At 70.6% G+C, this 17013-nt stretch carries 12 protein-coding genes; 9 read left to right on the forward strand and 3 right to left on the reverse strand.

Annotated elements, in window-relative coordinates; genetic code table 11:
• Positions 1 to 29: 29 nt before the first annotated feature.
• Positions 30 to 1214 (reverse strand): sugar transporter, encoded by a 1185-nt coding sequence (locus QZM15_RS18880; protein WP_124860405.1) that lies wholly within the window; start codon positions 1212 to 1214, stop codon positions 30 to 32.
• Positions 1215 to 1425: 211 nt separating this feature from the next.
• Between QZM15_RS18880 and QZM15_RS18885 the strand changes: the two genes are divergently transcribed.
• Positions 1426 to 2100, forward strand: coding sequence for an HAD family hydrolase (locus tag QZM15_RS18885; protein ID WP_027785977.1), 675 nt, complete (start codon positions 1426 to 1428; stop codon positions 2098 to 2100).
• Positions 2101 to 2103: 3 nt separating this feature from the next.
• Here QZM15_RS18885 and QZM15_RS18890 read toward each other — a convergent pair whose 3' ends face one another.
• Positions 2104 to 2811, reverse strand: coding sequence for a succinate dehydrogenase/fumarate reductase iron-sulfur subunit (locus QZM15_RS18890; protein ID WP_302107020.1), 708 nt, complete (start codon positions 2809 to 2811; stop codon positions 2104 to 2106).
• Between the two features lie 86 nt (positions 2812 to 2897).
• A complete protein-coding gene (locus tag QZM15_RS18895) occupies positions 2898 to 3140 on the reverse strand; it encodes a DUF6566 family protein (RefSeq protein ID WP_059637224.1) in 243 nt (80 codons plus the stop codon).
• A gap of 177 nt (positions 3141 to 3317) precedes the next feature.
• Here QZM15_RS18895 and QZM15_RS18900 point away from each other — a divergent pair, with 177 nt between their 5' ends.
• From QZM15_RS18900 to glgB, 8 genes are all read left to right on the forward strand, one after another.
• Positions 3318 to 4013: an MgtC/SapB family protein gene (locus QZM15_RS18900; RefSeq protein WP_059575219.1), complete on the forward strand. Its 696-nt coding sequence runs from the start codon at positions 3318 to 3320 to the stop codon at positions 4011 to 4013.
• Positions 4010 to 4333, forward strand: coding sequence for a hypothetical protein (locus QZM15_RS18905; protein ID WP_059575052.1), 324 nt, complete (start codon positions 4010 to 4012; stop codon positions 4331 to 4333). The genes QZM15_RS18900 and QZM15_RS18905 overlap by 4 nt, the downstream gene beginning before the upstream one ends.
• Positions 4330 to 6528 (forward strand): VTT domain-containing protein, encoded by a 2199-nt coding sequence (locus QZM15_RS18910; RefSeq protein ID WP_302107021.1) that lies wholly within the window; start codon positions 4330 to 4332, stop codon positions 6526 to 6528. Before QZM15_RS18905 ends, QZM15_RS18910 begins: the two co-directional genes overlap by 4 nt.
• Positions 6519 to 7310, forward strand: coding sequence for an endonuclease/exonuclease/phosphatase family protein (locus tag QZM15_RS18915; RefSeq protein WP_226225623.1), 792 nt, complete (start codon positions 6519 to 6521; stop codon positions 7308 to 7310). The genes QZM15_RS18910 and QZM15_RS18915 overlap by 10 nt, the downstream gene beginning before the upstream one ends.
• Before the next feature lie 29 nt (positions 7311 to 7339).
• Positions 7340 to 7828, forward strand: a complete 489-nt coding sequence (locus QZM15_RS18920; RefSeq protein ID WP_302107022.1) for a phage protein NinX family protein — start codon at positions 7340 to 7342, stop codon at positions 7826 to 7828.
• A gap of 151 nt (positions 7829 to 7979) precedes the next feature.
• Positions 7980 to 11372: a maltotransferase domain-containing protein gene (locus tag QZM15_RS18925; protein WP_302107023.1), complete on the forward strand. Its 3393-nt coding sequence runs from the start codon at positions 7980 to 7982 to the stop codon at positions 11370 to 11372.
• Entirely contained in the window at positions 11372 to 14782 is a 3411-nt protein-coding gene (gene treS / locus QZM15_RS18930; RefSeq protein WP_302107068.1) for a maltose alpha-D-glucosyltransferase, read from the forward strand. Before QZM15_RS18925 ends, treS begins: the two co-directional genes overlap by 1 nt.
• On the forward strand, positions 14779 to 16989 hold the full coding sequence (gene glgB / locus QZM15_RS18935) for a 1,4-alpha-glucan branching protein GlgB (RefSeq protein WP_302107024.1): 2211 nt from the start codon (positions 14779 to 14781) through the stop codon (positions 16987 to 16989). The genes treS and glgB overlap by 4 nt, the downstream gene beginning before the upstream one ends.
• Positions 16990 to 17013 lie beyond the last annotated feature (24 nt).

The raw sequence follows: 17013 nt of genomic DNA on the forward strand, positions 1-17013 counted from the left end.
GCGGGATGAAGTGCGGTGTGGCGATGGCGCTAAGCCACTGCCCGCCGCTCATGCAGCCGCAACGCGGCCCACGCGATCCCGGCCGCGAAGATCGCGACCACGCCGCCGAAGGTACCGATCCACGGCAGCCCGAAGTCGCCCGCGATATGGTTGCCGAGCAACGCGCCGGCGCCGATGCCGACGTTGTACAGCCCGGAGTAGATCGACACGGCCAGGTCGGTCGCCTCGGGCGCCAGCTTCAGCACCCACGCCTGCATCGCCAGCCCGAAACAGACGATCGCGCCGCCCCACACCAGCGTGTGCACGGACAACGTGACGATGTTCAGCGCGCACGGGAACAGGATCAGCAGGCAGCCCGACAGCGCGACGATCGACGCCAGCAGGAAATCGTCGGGCCGGTGCGGATAGACGCGATTGAAGCAGACCGCGGCCGGCAGGCCGGCGACGCCGAACAGGATCAGCACGTACGTGATCCGGCTGTTGCTCGCATGGTTGATGCTCTGCACGAACGGTTCGATGTACGTGTACGACGTGAAGTGAGCGGACACGACCAGCACCGTGATCGCGTACAGCGCGACCAGCGCCGGCTTGCGCAGGAACACGCCGATGCTGCTCAGCGACCCGGCGCCCTGGCTCGGCAGCAACGGCAACGTGGCGCGCAGCAACAGCAGCGTGACGCCCGCCGCGCCCGCGATGATCAGGAACGTGATGCGCCAGCCGAACGCCTCGCCGATCACGCGGCCGAGCGGAATGCCGGCCACCATCGCGATCGCCGAGCCCATCGCGATCAGGCTGAGCGCGCGGCTTTTGCGGTCGCTCGGCGCGAGCCGCACCGCGAGCGGGATCGAAATCGACCAGAACACCGCATGCGCGCACGCGATGCCGAGCCGGCCGATCATCAGCACCGTGAAATTCCACGCGAAGCCGGTCACGACGTGGCTGCCGACGAACACCAGCAGCGCCACGCTCAACAGCTTGCGGCGCTCGACGTGCCGCGTGACGAAGGTCAGCGGCAGCGACACGACCGCGACGGCCCACGCGTAGATCGTCAGCATCAGGCCGACGGCGGTCGGCTGCATCTGCAGGCTGTCGCCGATCGCGCTCAACAGCGCGACGGGCACGAATTCGGTGGTATTGAAGATGAAGGCGGAGAGTGCCAGGGCCAGAACGCCCCACCACGATTGTTCGGAACTGACGGCGTCGGGGGTTGCCATACGGGGATTCGACGAAGGTTGGGCGCGCGCGGGCGGCCCGCCCGGCGCATCGGCGCGATTGTACCAGCGCTGTTCGACACGCCGCCGCCGGGCGCGGCGCGTGCGGCGCGTGCGGCGCGGGACATGGCGGTGACACGGCCGCGCGCCGATAATGTGACGAATCGGGTTTTACCGACGATTTGCCCGACCACCATCAGGCCAGGAGAGTTACATGCGCATTGAAACGTCATTTCTGTTCGATCTCGACGGCACGCTCGTCGACAGCGTCTATCAGCACGTGCTCGCGTGGAAGGAAGCGCTCGATGCCGAAGGCATCGAACTGTCGGTATGGCGCATCCATCGCAAGATCGGGATGAGCGGCGGCCTGTTCCTGAACCAGCTGCTGCGCGAGACGGCCGGTGATATCGACGCGGAGCGCGTCGAGCGGCTCGCGCGGCTGCATGCGGCCGCGTACCAGCGGCTGCGCGCGCAGGTCCGGCCGCTGCCGGGTGCGCGCGAGTTGCTCGCCGCGCTGTCGAATGCCGGCATTCGCTGGGCGATCGCGACCAGCGGGCGAATGGAAACCGCGGCGATCAATCTCGAGGCGCTCGGCGTCGATCCGGCGAAGAACGTCGTCGTCACGCGCGATCAGGTGAAGTATGCGAAGCCGGACCCCGACCTGTTCCTGACCGCCGCCGCGAAACTGAACGTGCCGATCGAGCATACGGTGGTGGTCGGCGACAGCATCTGGGACATGCTCGCCGCCGCCCGCTGCCGCGCGCTGGGCGTCGGGCTGCTGTCGGGCGGCTACGGCAGCGACGAACTGGAGCGGGCGGGCGCGCTGCGCGTGTACGACGATCCTGCGGATCTGCTCTGGCATCTGGACGAGGTCGCCGCGCGGCCGTAGTACCTACACCGTCCGCCTGACCAGCATCGTCCGGATCTCCGAAATCGCCTTGGTCGGATTCAGCCCCTTCGGGCACACGTCCGTGCAATTCATGATCGTCCGGCAGCGGAACAGCCGGTACGGATCCTCCAGATCGTCGAGCCGCTCGGCCGTCGCGAGATCGCGCGAATCGGCGATGAACCGGTACGCCTGCAGCAGCCCGGCCGGGCCGACGAACTTGTCCGGGTTCCACCAGTAGCTCGGGCACGACGTCGAACAGCATGCACACAGGATGCATTCATACAGCCCGTCGAGCTGGTCGCGCTCTTCCGGCGACTGCAGCCGCTCGCGCGCGGGCGGCGTCGTGTCGTTGATCAGGTAGGGGCGAATCGAGTGGTACTGATTGAAGAAATCCGTCATGTCGACGATCAGGTCGCGCACCACCGGCAGCCCCGGCAACGGCCGCAGCACGATCTCGCGCGGCAGCGTCTGCATGTTGGTCAGGCACGCGAGACCGTTCTTGCCGTTGATGTTCATCGCGTCCGAGCCGCAGATGCCTTCCCGGCAAGAGCGGCGATACGCGAGCGTCTCGTCGTCGCGCTTCACGCGGCCGAGCACGTCGAGCAGCATGCGGTCGGCCGAGTCCACGTCGATCTCGTAGCGCTGCAGGTACGGCTGCGCGTCGCGATCGGGGTCGTAACGATAGATATGCAGGGTGCGCGAATCGCTCATCGTTTCCTCCCGGCGCCAGCCGGCATGGGTTCTCGGAGTGGTGCGGGATACTGTCGCGGCACGCGGCGCCGCAAGCGCCATGCCGATCAGTCGTCGTCGACGCGCTTATCGATCAAATAGCGGCCGCGTTCGACGCCTGCCCGCAGCGCCTCGACCTCGGTCAGCCATTCGGGGCCGGCTGCCTCCGGCACCACCAGCTCGATGCGCGCGCCGTTGACGTATACCTGTACCTCGTCGCGCCATGCGCCGCGCTCGTTGGGCCGCGCCCACACGAGAATCTCGTGGCCGCGATACGGGTCCCGAACCTGTGCGTCCTGTTGATGTGCCAAGGTGGCCTCCTGTCTTATCTGCGATGGCGATGCAAAAAATGCGCGCCGCATGCACGCCGCGCGCACCCCGGTCCTTGCGCGCACGGACCGTGCCCGGCCGGCACGCTGCTTGCGTCCCTTTTCCGCATCTAAGCGCTACCGGGCCCGCCTCGCGCAGGGCCCGAACGGATGCACATCATGATCGGTCACCTCGAATTGCTTGGACGCCTGCTGCTGGCCGCGCTGCTCGGCAGCGTGATCGGGCTCGAACGCGAGCGTCTGAACTGGGCCGCCGGGCTGCGCACGCACATGCTCGTGTGCGTGGGCTCCGCGCTCGTGATGCTGGTATCGACGTTCGGCTTCGAGGACGTGCGCGGGCAGAACGGCGTCGTGGTCGATCCGTCGCGGGTCGCCGCGCAGGTCGTGTCGGGCATCGGCTTCCTCGGCGCGGGCTCGATCCTGCTGCGCGGCGAAGTGGTGCGCGGGTTGACGACGGCCGCGAGCCTGTGGGCCGTGGCCGGCGTCGGGCTTGCCGCGGGCGGCGGCATGGTCGTTGCGTCGGTCGGCGCGACGGCGATCGTGCTCGTTATCCTCGCAGGCGTGAAGCCGCTCGAGCGCCGTTTCATTGCGCAGCGCCAGCAACGCACGCTGCTGCTGGTGGCCGAGCGCGGCGGCCTGACGCTCAACACGCTGCACGAAGCGCTCGGCCCCGGCCGCGTGCGCGTGAAACGGTTCATCGTCCAGCAGTCGGACGACGATCCGGACACCGACGACATCTCCGTCTCGTTCTCGCGCACGAGCGGGCCGGAATTCGCGGCGATCTGCGAGACGCTGCAAAACATCGCGTGCGTGCGGACCTGTCAACCCGACACCTCGTCAAGGAGTTTCGTGTGACCCAGACCGACCTGCTCTCCTATCTCGTGACGAGCCAGCTCGCCGCGCGCATGCGCACCGGCGCCTGGCTCACGACCAGCCAGCTGGTCGGCGCGTTGCGCGCGTGGCTCGCGTGCCGGCGCGCCGAATGCGACTGGCTCGACCGGATCAGGATCGCATACGCGTCTGCGACGATCGCGCAGGAGATCTACGACATCGCGGTCGTGCACGGCGAACGCGTGCGGCTCGACGCGCATTCGCCGGAACTGCAGGCGCTGCGTGCGCGCTGCGACGCACTGTTGCAGCGGATCGACGGCGACCGGGACGTCGGCGCACGATGATCGTGCCGGACCGCGTGACCCGCGCCGAGGATCGGCGCATCGACGCCGCGCCGGCGGACGGCCCGCCGCGGCACGGCCTGCTCGAACGCGGGCGCAACTGCGACGCGATCCGCGGCGCGGACCGCTTCGCGATGCTCGTCGACGGCGACGCGTACTTCTCGACGCTACGCGCGGCGCTGCTGCGCGCGCGCCATACCGTGTTCATCGTCGGCTGGGACGTGGACAGCCGGATGCGGCTCGCGCCCGCGGGCGCCGGCGACACGCTGCCCGATACGCTCGCGGCCTTCCTGCACGCGCTCGCGTCCGCCCGCCACAACCTGCGCATCTACGTGCTCGCGTGGGACTTCGCGATGATCTACGCGCTGGAGCGCGACTGGCCGCCCGTGTACCGGGCCGGCTGGCGCGCGCATCGCGGCATCCGGTTCCGGCTCGACGATGCGCACCCGCGCGGCGCGTCGCATCACCAGAAGCTCGTCGTGATCGACGACCGGCTCGCGTTCGTCGGCGGCCTCGACCTGACGCGCGCCCGCTGGGACACGCCGGCCCACGCGGCCGACGACCCGCGCCGCCGCGACGAGCACGGCATGCCGTACGCGCCGTTCCACGACGTGCACGCGATGTTCGACGGCGACGCGGCCGCCGCGATCGGCGAACAGGCGCGCTCGCGCTGGCTGCAGGCGTGCGGGCGCCCGATCGCGATCCGCGCGCAGCGGCATCTCGAGCGGGCGGCCGACGACGATCCGTGGCCGCCCGATGCGCGCGTCGACGTGCGCGACGTGCGGCTCGGCATCGCGTATACGGCGCCGCGCCACGGCGGCCGCGAGCCGGTGCTGCAGGTGCGCGCGCTCGTCGAGGACACGATCCGCGCCGCGCACCGGCACCTGTATATCGAAAACCAGTACTTCACCGCGGCGGTGGTGCGCGAAGCGTTGTCCGCTCGCCTTGCCGATACGCACGGGCCGGACGTGACGGTCGTCGCGCCGCGGGTGCAGAGCGGCTGGCTGCAGGAAGCGACGATGGGCGTGCTGCGCGCGCGGCTGCACGCGACGCTCGCGTCGGCCGACCGCTTCGACCGCTACCGGCTGCTGTATCCGCACGTCGACGGGCTCGGCGACGCGTGCGTGAACGTGCACAGCAAGGTCGCGATCGTCGACGACGAATGCATCGTGATCGGCAGCGCGAACCTGAACAACCGCTCGATGCTGCTCGACACCGAATGCTGCATCGCGCTCGTCGCGGCAGGCGATCCACGCATTCGCGCGGCAATCGCCGGCATGCGCGAGCGGCTGCTGGCCGAACATCTCGGCACGACGCCCGCCGCGGTGGCCGACGCGTTCGCGGGCGGGGAGCGGCCGAACGTCGTGCTCGACCGGCTGCGCGCGAAGCCCGGCCGCACGCTGCGCACGCTCGATCCGGCCGTGTCGCCGCAATTCGAGGCGCTCGTGCCGGTCAGCGCGCGGCTCGATCCCGAGCAGCCGATCGAGCCGGACCGGTTCGTGCGCGAATTCGTGCCGCACGAGCAGCACCGCTCGCTCACCGCGCGCTTTTTCGTGCTCGGAGCGATCGTGCTCGCGATCGCCGCGCTCGCGCTCGCGTGGCGCTTCACGCCGCTGGGCACGCACCTGAACGTCGCGTCGCTGTCGCACGCGGTGGCCGCCATCGCCCGGCTGCCGGCCGCGCCGGCGCTGCTGCTCGCGGCCTACGTGGTCGCGGCGACCTTCGCGGTGCCGATCACGCTGCTGATCGCCGCGACGGGGCTCGTGTTCGGCGCATGGCCCGGCTTCGCGTATGCGGGCGTCGGCTCGATGGCGGCGGCCGCAGCGACCTACGCGCTCGGCCGCTGGCTCGGGCGCGACGCGGTGCGCCGGCTCGCCGGCCCCCGCGCGAACCGGCTGAGCGAGCACATCGGCCGCCGCGGCGTGGTCGCGATGGCCGTGCTGCGGCTGCTGCCGATCGCGCCGTTTACCGTCGTGAACCTCGTCGCCGGCGCGTCGCACATCGGGCTGCGCGACTTCCTGATCGGCACCGCGCTCGGGATGCTGCCCGGCATCGTGCTGACCGTCACGTTCGCGCATCAGTTGACCGCGGCGCTCAGCCATCCCGGCCCTGGCGCGTTCGCGTGGCTCGCGGCGATCGGCCTCGCGCTGGTCGGCGTGTCGATCCTGCTCGTGAGGATATTGCGACGATGGCGTTGAGCAAACACGCGGCCCCGCCGCCGCACGTCGTCACCGCCGAAGCGGCGCCTGCCGCCGCGCCGGGCGGGCGCGACCTGCGGATCGCGACCTACAACATCCGCGGCGGCTACGGCGCGTGGCCGGCGCGCGCGGCCGACCGGATCGCGGCGGTGATCGACGAACTCGACGCAGACGTGATCGCGCTGCAGGAGGTGCCGCTCGGCGGCACGCGCGCGCCGGACGTGCTCGCGCATCTGCGCGACGCAACCGGCATGCACGCGGTGGCCGGCCCGACGATCGACACGCCGGAGCGCCGCTACGGCAACGCGGTGCTGTCGCGCTGCCCGATCCGCGCGGCGCGCACGCTCGACCTGTCGTTCCACCCGCGCGAGCCGCGCGGCGCGCTCGACGCCGACATCGAGTGCAGCGCCGGCCCGATCCGCGTCGTCGCGACCCATCTCGGGCTGTCGGCGAGCGAACGCAGCGCGCAGGTGCAGCGGCTGCTTGCGGCGTTCGACACGGGCGCGATGCCGGTGATCCTGCTCGGCGACATCAACGAGTGGTTCGTGCGCGGCCGCGCGCTGCAAGCGCTCGTGACCCGGTTCCGGCGCGCGCCGGCGCCGCGCACGTTCCCGACCGTGTGCCCGGTGTTCTCGCTGGACCGGATCTGGATTCATCCGGGCGAGCTGCTGGTCGACGTGGTCGTGCATCGCAGCGCGCGAGCGCGGCACGCATCGGATCACTATCCGCTGGTCGCGCGGATGCGCGCGACGCCCGCGACGGGCACGGCGCTTGCGCGGTGAGCCTTTTCTCGCTCCGACGGAGGCAGCCCATGCGAACCGACGCACTCGACGGAAAGGATCTCGACTACTGGTGCGCACGCGCGTTGTGCGCCGACGATGAAGACACGCTGCGCTTCACGGCCGTCGCGCCGACCGTCGTCGTGACGGCCGCCTGCGACGCGTTCCGGCATCTCGATGCGCCGTTCGCGCCGTCGGCGTCGTGGGCCGACGCCGGTGCGGTGCTCGATCGCGTGGAGGACCTGCGGATCGCGCGTCACGGCGACGACGTCGAATGCGACGCCACCTTCGTCGACGGCCCGTCGACCTGCGGCGCCCACGGCCACGAGACGCGCGTGGCGCTGCTGCGCGCGTTCGTGCGTGCGCGTTTCGGCGATGACGTGGACGCGCCGCCGTCGTTCCCGCACCGGATCGAGCACGGCAAGGTGGTGCGCTATGACCCCGGTGTGCCGATTCCGGATACGGACGATGATCCGGCGACGGGCGACAGCTCGGATATTCGGTCCATCCCGCGCATGTAATACAGGTGCGGCCTCGGCGGTCATGTAAAAACGACAGGCCCTTTCAAACCGCCTTCCCGTGCACGCCCTGTTCCGCCGGTGATCGCGCAGCAGGCACACCGATTGCGATGCCGCTGCGTTACCGCTCGCCGCCATCCGCCCGCGCCACGCCATGGACTCCACACCGCCGTTCGCTCCACACCTCTACTTCTGCGACGCCCGCCTCGTCGGGCCGCTCGACGCGTGGCCGCAGACCTTCGCGCATATCGCCGGGATGGGCTTCGACCACGTGCTGGTCGGCGCGTTCTGGGCCGCGAGCGTCGCCGGCTTTCCGCGCCACGTGGCCGATTTCCGGCGGCCGGCCCGGTCGTTCGAGACGCGCGCGAGCGCGCTCGAAACCTTCTCGCGGCTCGCGCAACTGGCGAAAGGCCACGGGCTGCGCCTGCTGCTCGAAGTCGTGCCCGATCGCATCGCACGCGAGAACCCGCTGCGCGCCGAGCATCCGGACTGGTACGTCGAGCACACGCACGACGACGCGCTGATCGATCCGCGCGGCACCGCGCACGCGCTGGATATCGCGCATGCGAACGCCGGCGACGAAGCGGTGCGCGACGCGCTGTCGGCATGGTGGTGCGCGCATCTCGCGGCGTTCGCCGACGCGGGCGCGGCCGGCTTCCTGATCGACGCGCCGCATCATCTGCCGGCCGACTGGTGGCCGGGGTGGCGCGCGGCGCTGCGCCGCGCACGCCCGGACGCCGCGGTGCTCGCCGGTGTGCCCGGCCATGCGCGCGATGCGCTCGCGCAGCTCGAAGGCGCCGGGTTCGACGCGGTGTTTTCATCGGTGCGCTGGTGGGACTTGCGCGCGCCGTGGTTCGCGGACGAACACCGGCTGCTGCGTCGGATCGGCGCGCCGATCGCGTTCCCCGATGCGCCGGACGGCCCGCGTCTCGCCGACGACTGGCCCGACGCGTCGGACGACACCGTCGCCCGCGCGTATCGCCGCGCGCTGTGGACGGCCGCGGCCGTCGGCACCGGCTGGCTCGTGCCGATGGGATTCGAGCGCGGCGTGACGGTGCCGCTGATGGCGCGCGACGCGGATGCCGAACGTTACCGCGCCGCATTCGAGCACGCGCGTTTCGACCTGTCGGGCGCGCTCGCCGATGCGAACGCGTGGCGCCGCGCCACCCCGGTCGCGGCGACGCGCGGCGAAATCGTGCAACTGAGCGCGCCGGCCGCGCACGCGACCGCGCTGCTGCGCGGTACGGGCCCGTCGCTCGACCATGACGACGCGGCGTTGCTGATCGCGTTGAATCCCGATCTCGACGCGCCCGCCACGCTCGACCCCGCGACGATCCTGCCCGGCGTGCCGGGCGGCTTCACGCGCGTCGTCACGCAGGCCGGCACGCACGCGCACCCGCCTGCCGCGCTCGAACCGTTCACGCTCGCGCCCGGCGCGTATGCGCTGCTGCACGCGTGGCGGGCGCCGCCCGTCACGACACGCCCGGACGCCGCGCGTGAGCGCACCGTGCTGTCGGCGGCGCTCGCAGCCGACCGGATCGCGATCGAGCGCGTCGAGCCGTCGGCCGACGGCGGCCGCTTCGCGATCAAGCGCGTGATCGGCGAGCCGCTCGTCGTCGGTGCGTCGATCTTCACCGACGGCCACGCGCATCTGGCGGCCGTGCTTCAGTGGCGCGCCGCCGACGACGATACCTGGCGCGAAGTGCCGTTCGAAGCCGAGCCGAACGACCGCTGGCATGCGCGCGTCTCGCTCGACCGGCTCGGCCGTCATGAATTCCGCGTGGTCGCGTGGCGCGACGACTGGGCATCGCTCGTCACCGATATCGCAAAGAAGCGCGCGGCCGGCCAGGACGTCACGCTGGAGGTGCGCGAAGCGCAACTGCTGCTCGCGACCGCGCTGAAGCACGCCGAGCCGGCCGATCCGCGCGCGCGCAAGCAGATGGAACGGCTCGCCGCCGAGCTCAAGGACGCGTCGCCCGACGACCGCCTCGCACTGATCGGCGCGCCCGAACTCGCCGATGCGTACGCGGCGCTGCGCTACCGCCCGTTCGTCACGCACGACGCGACGACCTACCCCGTCGACGTCGAACGCCGCAAGGCGCGCTTCTCGAGCTGGTACGAGATGTTTCCGCGCTCGGCGAGCGACGATCCGCACCGGCACGGCACGTTCGACGACGTGATCGCGCATTTGCCGCGCATCCGCGACATGGGTTTCGACGTGCTGTATTTCCCGCCGATCCACCCGATCGGCATGTCGGCCCGCAAGGGCCGCAACAACAGCCTGACCGCGGGCCCCGACGACGTCGGCAGCCCGTATGCGATCGGCTCGCCCGACGGCGGGCACACGGCCGTGCATCCGCAGCTCGGCACGCTCGATTCGTTCCGCGCGCTGGTCGACGCCGCGCGCGGGCACGGGCTCGAGATCGCGCTCGATTTCGCGATCCAGTGCTCGCCCGACCATCCGTGGCTCGCCGCGCATCCGGGCTGGTTCGCGTGGCGGCCCGACGGCTCGCTGCGCTTCGCCGAAAACCCGCCGAAGCGTTACCAGGACATCGTGAACCCCGATTTCTACGCGCCGGACGCGCTGCCCGACCTGTGGCTCGCGCTGCGCGACGCGGTGCTGTTCTGGGTCGACGCGGGCGTGCGGATCTTCCGCGTCGACAACCCGCACACGAAGCCGCTGCCGTTCTGGGCGTGGATGATCGACGACGTGCGCGGCCGGCATCCGGACGTCGTGTTCCTGTCCGAGGCGTTCACGCGTCCGGGGATGATGTATCGCCTCGCGAAAGTCGGCTTCTCGCAGTCCTACACGTATTTCACGTGGCGCGAATCGAAACGCGACTTCATCGATTACCTGACCGAGCTGACGGCCGGCCCCGCGCGCGAATTCTTCCGGCCGAACTTCTTCGTCAACACACCCGACATCAACCCGCGCCACCTGCAGAACGCGCCGCGCTCGCAGTTCGTGATCCGCGCGGCGCTCGCGGCGACGCTGGCCGGCTCGTGGGGCCTGTACTCGGGCTTCGAGCTCGGCGAATCGGCGCCGCTGCCGGACAGCGAGGAATACGCGGATGCGGAGAAATACGAGCTGCGCGCGCGCGACTGGAGCAAGGCCGCGCACATCGGCGCGGAAATCGCGCGGCTGAACCGCGCGCGGCGCGATCACCCGGCGCTGCAGACGCATCTCGGGCTCACGTTCGTCGACGCGGACAACGATTCGGTGCTCGTGTTCATGAAGGCGACGCCCGCGTTCGACAGCGTGGTGGTCGTCGCGATCAGCCTCGACCCGTGGCATCCGCAGGCCGCCAACTTCACGCTCGATGCGGCGCTGTGGCGCGGCCTCGGGCTGGCCGACGGCGAGCCGCTCGATGCGCTCGAACAGGACGCCGCGCACGCGCAGACCTGGCGCGGCCAGCGCCAGTACGTGTCGCTCGATCCGCACGTGCGGCCGTACGCCATCTGGCGGCTCGCGCCGCCTCCGGGCGCCGCGCGGGCGGCGACGCCCGCGCCGGACGACGCCCGACCTTCCTCGGGAGCCCACGGATGATGAAACGCGAAGATTCCCTCGACGACGTGCGCCGCGCGCAATTCCCGTCGCTCGCGCCGGCCGGCACGCCGCGCCGGCGCCGCGCGCGCCGCCGCGAACCCGCGCTCTGCGCGGACGATCCGCTGTGGTACAAGGACGCGATCATCTACCAGGTGCACGTGAAGTCGTTCTACGATTCGAACAACGATGGCATCGGCGATTTCCCCGGCCTGATCGCGAAGCTCGACTACATCGCCGAGCTCGGCGTCGACACGATCTGGCTGCTGCCGTTCTATCCGTCGCCGCGACGCGACGACGGCTACGACATCGCCGACTACCGCGACGTGCATCCCGACTACGGCACGCTGGCCGACGTGCGGCGCTTCATCCGCGAAGCGCATGCGCGCGGCATCCGCGTGATCGCCGAGCTGGTGATCAACCACACGTCGGACCAGCATCCGTGGTTCCAGCGCGCACGCCGCGCGAAGCCGGGCTCCACGTATCGCGATTACTACGTGTGGTCCGACACCGATACGAAGTACGCGGGCACGCGGATCATCTTTCTGGATACCGAAACGTCGAACTGGACGCACGACCCGGTGGCCGGCCAGTATTACTGGCACCGCTTCTACTCGCACCAGCCCGACCTGAATTTCGACAACCCGGCCGTCGTGCGCGAAGTGATCCAGGTGATGCGCTTCTGGCTCGACCTCGGCATCGACGGGCTGCGGCTCGACGCGGTGCCGTACCTCGTCGAGCGCGAAGGCACCAACAACGAGAACCTGCCGGAGACGCATGCGATCCTGAAGCGGATCCGCGCGACGATCGACGCCGAATACCCGAACCGGATGCTGCTCGCGGAAGCGAACCAGTGGCCGGAAGACGTGCAGGAATATTTCGGCAACGAGGACGAATGCCACATGGCGTTCCACTTCCCGCTGATGCCGCGCATCTACATGTCGATCGCGAGCGAGGACCGCTTCCCGATCCTCGACATCATGCGCCAGACGCCGGCGCTCGCGCCGAGCAACCAGTGGGCCGTGTTCCTGCGCAACCACGACGAGCTGACGCTCGAGATGGTCACCGATTCGGAGCGCGACCTGCTATGGCAGACCTATGCGAGCGACCGGCGCGCGCGGCTGAACCTCGGGATCCGGCGCCGGCTCGCGCCGCTGATGGAGCGCGACCGGCGCCGCATCGAGCTGATCAATTCGCTGCTGCTGTCGATGCCCGGCACGCCGGTGATCTACTACGGCGACGAGCTGGGGATGGGCGACAACATCCACCTCGGCGACCGCGACGGCGTACGCACGCCGATGCAGTGGTCGTCGGACCGCAACGGCGGCTTCTCGCGCGCCGACCCCGAACTGCTGGTGCTGCCGCCGGTGATGGGCTCGCTGTACGGCTATGACGCGATCAACGTCGAGGCGCAGACGCGCGACCCGCATTCGCTGCTGAACTGGACGCGGCGCATCCTCGCGACGCGCCGGGCGTCGCAGGCGTTCGGGCGCGGCACGATCCGCTTCCTGCGCCCGGACAACCGCAAGGTGCTCGCATATCTGCGCGAGCTGGACGGCCACGAGCCGCTGCTGTGCGTCGCGAACCTGTCGCGCGCATCGCAGGCGGTCGAGCTCGACCTGTCCGAATTCGCGGGCCGCGTGCCGATCGAGATGACGTCCGATTCGCCGTTTCCGCCGATCGGCCAGCTCCCGTATCTCCTCACCTTTCCGCCGTACGGATTCCTCTGGTTCGTGCTCGCGGAGCACGGCCGCGAGCCGTCGTGGCGGCAGCCGCACGCGGAACCGTTGCCCGAATACGTGACGCTCGTGATGCGGCGCGGCGACACGCGGCCGGACGTCTCGCAACTGCACACGCTCGCGCACGACGCGCTTGCGTCATGGCTCGCGCGGCGGCGCTGGTTCGCGTCGAAGGACCGCAAGATCGGCGACGCGTGGCTGAACGTCGTCACGCCGATTCCGGACGAGCCGTTCCAGTATGCGGAGGCATGGGTGTCGGCGAGCGACGGCGGCGTCGAACGCTACGTGGTGCCGCTCGCGGCCGCGTGGGGCGGCGAGACGTCCCATCCGCTGTTCGCGCAACTCGCGCTGGCGCGCGTGCGGCGCGGCCATACGGTCGGCTACCTGACCGACGCGTTCGCGCTGCCGGCGTTCGCGCGCGGGATGCTGCGCAAGCTGCGCGACGGCGCGACGGTGCCCACGTCCGACGGCGGCCGGCTCACCTTTCTGCCGGAAGACGCGCTCGCCGGGCTCGATCCGGGCGACGACGCGGAAGTGCGCTGGCTCGCGGCCGAGCAGAGCAACAGCTCGCTCGTGATCGGCGACGCGATCGTGCTGAAGCTGGTGCGCAAGGTCGCGCACGGCGTTCATCCGGAAGCGGAAATGAGCCGGCACCTGACGCGCATCGGCTATGCGAACACCGCGACGCTGGCCGGCGAAGTCGTGCACGTCGATCCGGACGGCACGCCGCATACGGTCGCGATCCTGCAGCGCTACGTCGACAACCAGGGCGATGCGTGGACGCGCTCGTTCGACTTCCTGCGGCGCGCGATCGACGAACTCGCGCTGCCGGCCGCGGACGAAGGCGAGGCGGCCGAAACGGACGAGGAACCCGACGCGCTGCTCGGCTACGCGGCGTTCGCGGGCATCATCGGCACGCGGCTCGGCCAGTTGCACGTCGCGCTCGCGCAGCCGTCCGACGATCCCGCGTTCGCGCCGGCGCGCGCGACGCCCGATCACATCGACGGCTGGTGCATGGACGCGATCGCATCGTTCGAGCGCGCGCTCGACGTGCTGCGCACGCGGCTCGATGTGCTCGATGCGCCCACCCGCGCGTCGGCCGACGCGCTGCTCGCGTCGCGCGACGCGGCCGTGCTGGCGCTCGGCGAGCTCGTGCCGCGCACGCTCGACGCGCAATGCACGCGGATTCACGGCGATTTCCATCTGGGCCAGGTGCTCGACGTGCAGGGCGACGCACTGCTGATCGACTTCGAAGGCGAACCGGCGCGCCCGCTCGAGCGGCGTCGCGCGAAATCGCATCCGCTGCGCGACGTGGCCGGCCTGCTGCGCTCGCTGTCATACGTCAGCGCGACCGCGCAGTTCGCGATCGAAAAAGCGCCGCCCCAGGCCGCCGGCCGCAAGCGCGCGCTGTTCGACCGCTTCGGGCAGGCCGCCGCCGACCGCTTCGTCGAATGCTATCGCGCGGCCGCGGACCACGCGCCCGCGCGCTTCGTCGATCCGCACTACGCGGACCGCCTGCTCGCGCTGTTTCTGATCGACAAGGCGTCGTACGAGCTGTGCTACGAAGCCGCGAACCGGCCCGACTGGCTGAGCGTGCCGGTCGGCGGGCTCGCGGCGCTGGTCGACCGGCTGCTCGGCGACGGCGTGCTGCCCGACGACGGAGGACACCCATGACCGACACGCTGTTCGAACGCGCCGATATCGACGCGCTGCTCGCCGGCCGCCATCCCGACCCGTTTGCGTGCCTCGGCCCGCACGAGCAGGCCGACCGGATCGTCGTGCGCGCGCTGCTGCCCGGTGCGGAGCGCGTGCGCGCGCTGTCGCCGGACGGCGCCGAACTCGGCGCGCTCGCCTGCATCGATCGCGCCGGCTGCTTCGCGGGGACGATCGCACACGACGGCGGCTGGCCGCATTACCTGCTCGCGATCGACTGGCCGAACGCGCACCAGGTCACCGACGACGCGTATGCATTCGGCACGCTGCTCGACGAAGCGGCGCTCGCGCGCTTCTCGGCCGGCGATCCCGATGCCGTGCTCGACTGCCTCGGCGCGGCACCGGTGCGCATCGACGATACCGACGGCGTGCGCTTCGCGGTCTGGGCGCCGAACGCGCAGCGCGTATCGGTGGTCGGCGATTTCAATGCATGGGACGGGCGCCGCCATCCGATGCGGCTGCGGCGGCCGTCGGGCGTATGGGAGCTGTTCGTGCCGGGCATCGGCGCGGGCGAGCGCTACAAGTACGAGCTGCGCGCGGCCGACGGGCGCGTGCTGCCGCACAAGGCCGACCCGTGCGCGCGTGCGACCGAGGCGCCGCCGAGCACGGCGTCGGTGGTCGCCGACGTCGCGGCGCTCCACGCGTTCGCATGGCACGACGACGGCTGGATGCACGCGCGGCCGCGCAACGACGACCGCTATCGCGTGCCGTGGTCGATCTACGAGGTCCATCCGGAATCGTGGCAGCGCATCCCCGAACAGATGGACCGCAGCGCGACGTGGGACGAACTCGCCGAGCGGCTGATTCCATACGTGAAGGGGATGGGCTTCACGCACGTCGAGTTCATGCCGATCGCCGAATACCCGTTCGGCGGCTCGTGGGGCTACCAGCCGCTCGCGCAGTTCGCGCCGTCCGCGCGCTTCGGGCCGGTCGAGGGTTTCGCGCGGTTCGTCGATCGCGCGCATGCGGCCGGCATCGGCGTGATCGTCGACTGGGTGCCAGCGCATTTTCCGAACGACGCGCACGGGCTCGCGCAATTCGACGGCAGCGCGCTGTACGAGCATGCCGATCCGCGCGAAGGCATGCATCCCGACTGGAACACGTGCGTGTTCAACGTCGGGCGCACCGAAGTCAGTGCATTCCTCGTCGCGTCGGCGCTCGCATGGGCGCGCCGCTATCACGTGGACGGCATCCGCGTCGACGCGGTCGCGTCGATGCTGTACCGCGACTATTCGCGCAAGGAAGGCGAGTGGGTGCCGAACGTGTACGGCGGCCGCGAGAACCTCGAATCGGTCGCGTTCCTGCGCCGGCTGAACGACACGCTGCACGGTGCGTCCGCGCCGGCCGGCGTCGTCACCGTCGCGGAAGAATCGACCGCATGGCCGGGCGTCACCGCGCCGACCGCCGACGGCGGGCTCGGCTTCGACTTCAAATGGAACATGGGCTGGATGCACGACACGCTCGCATACCTGCACGAAGACCCGATCCACCGCCGCTATCACCACGACCGGATGACGTTCGGGCTCGTGTACGCGTTCTCCGAGCGCTTCGTGCTGCCGCTGTCGCACGACGAGGTCGTGCACGGCAAGGGCTCGCTCGTCGCGAAGATGCCCGGCGACGCGTGGCAGCGGCTCGCGACGCTGCGCGCGTATTTCGGTTTCATGTGGGCGCATCCCGGCAAAAAGCTGCTGTTCATGGGCAGCGAATTCGCGCAATGGTCGGAGTTCGCGCACGATGCGACACCGCACTGGGACTTGCTCGACGCGCCCGCGCATCGCGGCGTGCAGCGGCTGGTGCGAGATCTGAACCGCACGTATGCGGCCGAACCGGCGCTGCATGCGCTCGACTGCCACGCGGCCGGGTTCTCCTGGCTGATCGGCGACGACCGCGACAACAGCGTGTTCGCGTTCGCCCGCCGCGACGATGCGGGGCACCTCGTCGTCGCCGTGTGCAACTTCACGCCCGTGCCGCGCAGCGGCTACCGCCTCGGGCTGCCCGCGCCCGGCCACTGGCGCGAACTGATGAACACCGATGCCGCGCCGTACGGCGGCACCAACGCCGGCAACGACGGCGCCGTGTGGGCCGAAGCCGTGCCGGCCCACGGCGAGGCGTGGTCGGCGACCTTGCGCCTGCCGCCGCTCGCGACGCTGTGGCTCACCCCTGCCTGATCACTCACTCGCGCCCTCGACACG

This window comes from Burkholderia sp. AU44665, from assembly GCF_030504405.1.
GTDB classification, from domain to species: domain Bacteria; phylum Pseudomonadota; class Gammaproteobacteria; order Burkholderiales; family Burkholderiaceae; genus Burkholderia; species Burkholderia semiarida.

Bases quoted from the DNA above. Each gene is read 5' to 3' on its own strand.
- QZM15_RS18885 (WP_027785977.1), top strand. From the start codon at position 1,426: ATGCGCATTGAAACGTCATTTCTGTTCGATCTCGACGGCACGCTCGTC.
- QZM15_RS18915 (WP_226225623.1), top strand. From the start codon at position 6,519: ATGGCGTTGAGCAAACACGCGGCCCCGCCGCCGCACGTCGTCACCGCC.
- QZM15_RS18900 (WP_059575219.1), top strand. From the start codon at position 3,318: ATGATCGGTCACCTCGAATTGCTTGGACGCCTGCTGCTGGCCGCGCTG.
- glgB (WP_302107024.1), top strand. From the start codon at position 14,779: ATGACCGACACGCTGTTCGAACGCGCCGATATCGACGCGCTGCTCGCC.
- QZM15_RS18890 (WP_302107020.1), bottom strand. From the start codon at position 2,811: ATGAGCGATTCGCGCACCCTGCATATCTATCGTTACGACCCCGATCGC.
- treS (WP_302107068.1), top strand. From the start codon at position 11,372: ATGAAACGCGAAGATTCCCTCGACGACGTGCGCCGCGCGCAATTCCCG.
- QZM15_RS18880 (WP_124860405.1), bottom strand. From the start codon at position 1,214: ATGGCAACCCCCGACGCCGTCAGTTCCGAACAATCGTGGTGGGGCGTT.
- QZM15_RS18910 (WP_302107021.1), top strand. From the start codon at position 4,330: ATGATCGTGCCGGACCGCGTGACCCGCGCCGAGGATCGGCGCATCGAC.
- QZM15_RS18925 (WP_302107023.1), top strand. From the start codon at position 7,980: ATGGACTCCACACCGCCGTTCGCTCCACACCTCTACTTCTGCGACGCC.
- QZM15_RS18920 (WP_302107022.1), top strand. From the start codon at position 7,340: ATGCGAACCGACGCACTCGACGGAAAGGATCTCGACTACTGGTGCGCA.